Consider the following 766-nt stretch of genomic DNA (forward strand, 5'->3'; position numbering starts at 1 on the left):
GTGATCACCGGAGCTAGCCGGGGCATCGGGGCGGCAACCGCATTGGTCATGGCGGAGCAGGGATTCCGGGTGGTCGTCAACTACCGGTCCAGCGCCGACGAGGCAGACCGGGTGGTGGCGGCTGTGACCGATGCCGGTGGCGTGGCCGCCGCGATCCGGGCCGATGTCACGCAGCCCGACGACGTCGCCGTAATGGTCGACGAAACCAACGAGAGGTGGGGCGGCATCGATGTGCTCGTGCACAACGCACTGATCCCCTACGACGTCACCTCGTTCGCCGATCTGAGCTGGGAGCAGCTCGGCGGCAAACTGGACCGCGAGCTGCATGCCACCTTTCTGCTAACAAAAGCCGTTGCACCCCAGATGATTTCGCACGGTTATGGCAGGTTGATCTATCTCACTACGGTGCTGTCCCGTCGGCCCCGGCAAGGCATGATCACGTTGGGAACCGCCAAGGCGGCAATGGATCAGTTCGTCCGGTACGTCGCACTCGAGCTGGCTCCACACCAGATCACCGCCAACCTCGTTTCGCCCGCCACGGTCGCCGACCCGACGGCGAACTCGCTGTTGACGGCCGAAGAAGTAGGCCAGCTCGGGGCGACAAATCCCATGGGGCGGCTCGTCACGCCGGAAGAGGTGGCCAAGGCGGTGGCGTTTTTGGCCGGCGAGGATTCCGGTTTCATCACTGGCCACTGCCTGGAGGTCAATGGCGGCCTCGCCATGGATTGACGGCCGATCCGTCCGGAAAGGGGTGCGGCGTGCACAC

1 protein-coding gene is annotated in these 766 nt (G+C 64.9%); it reads left to right on the top strand.

What is annotated here, in order from left to right:
* A partial coding sequence (locus A5646_RS01485) for an SDR family NAD(P)-dependent oxidoreductase (RefSeq protein ID WP_231998207.1) occupies window positions 1-729 on the top strand: 729 nt, incomplete at its 5' end.
* Between the last annotated feature and the right edge of the window lie 37 nt (window positions 730-766).

The sequence above is a fragment of the Mycobacterium sp. 1245499.0 genome (genome assembly GCF_001673615.1).
Lineage (GTDB): Bacteria > Actinomycetota > Actinomycetes > Mycobacteriales > Mycobacteriaceae > Mycobacterium > Mycobacterium europaeum_A.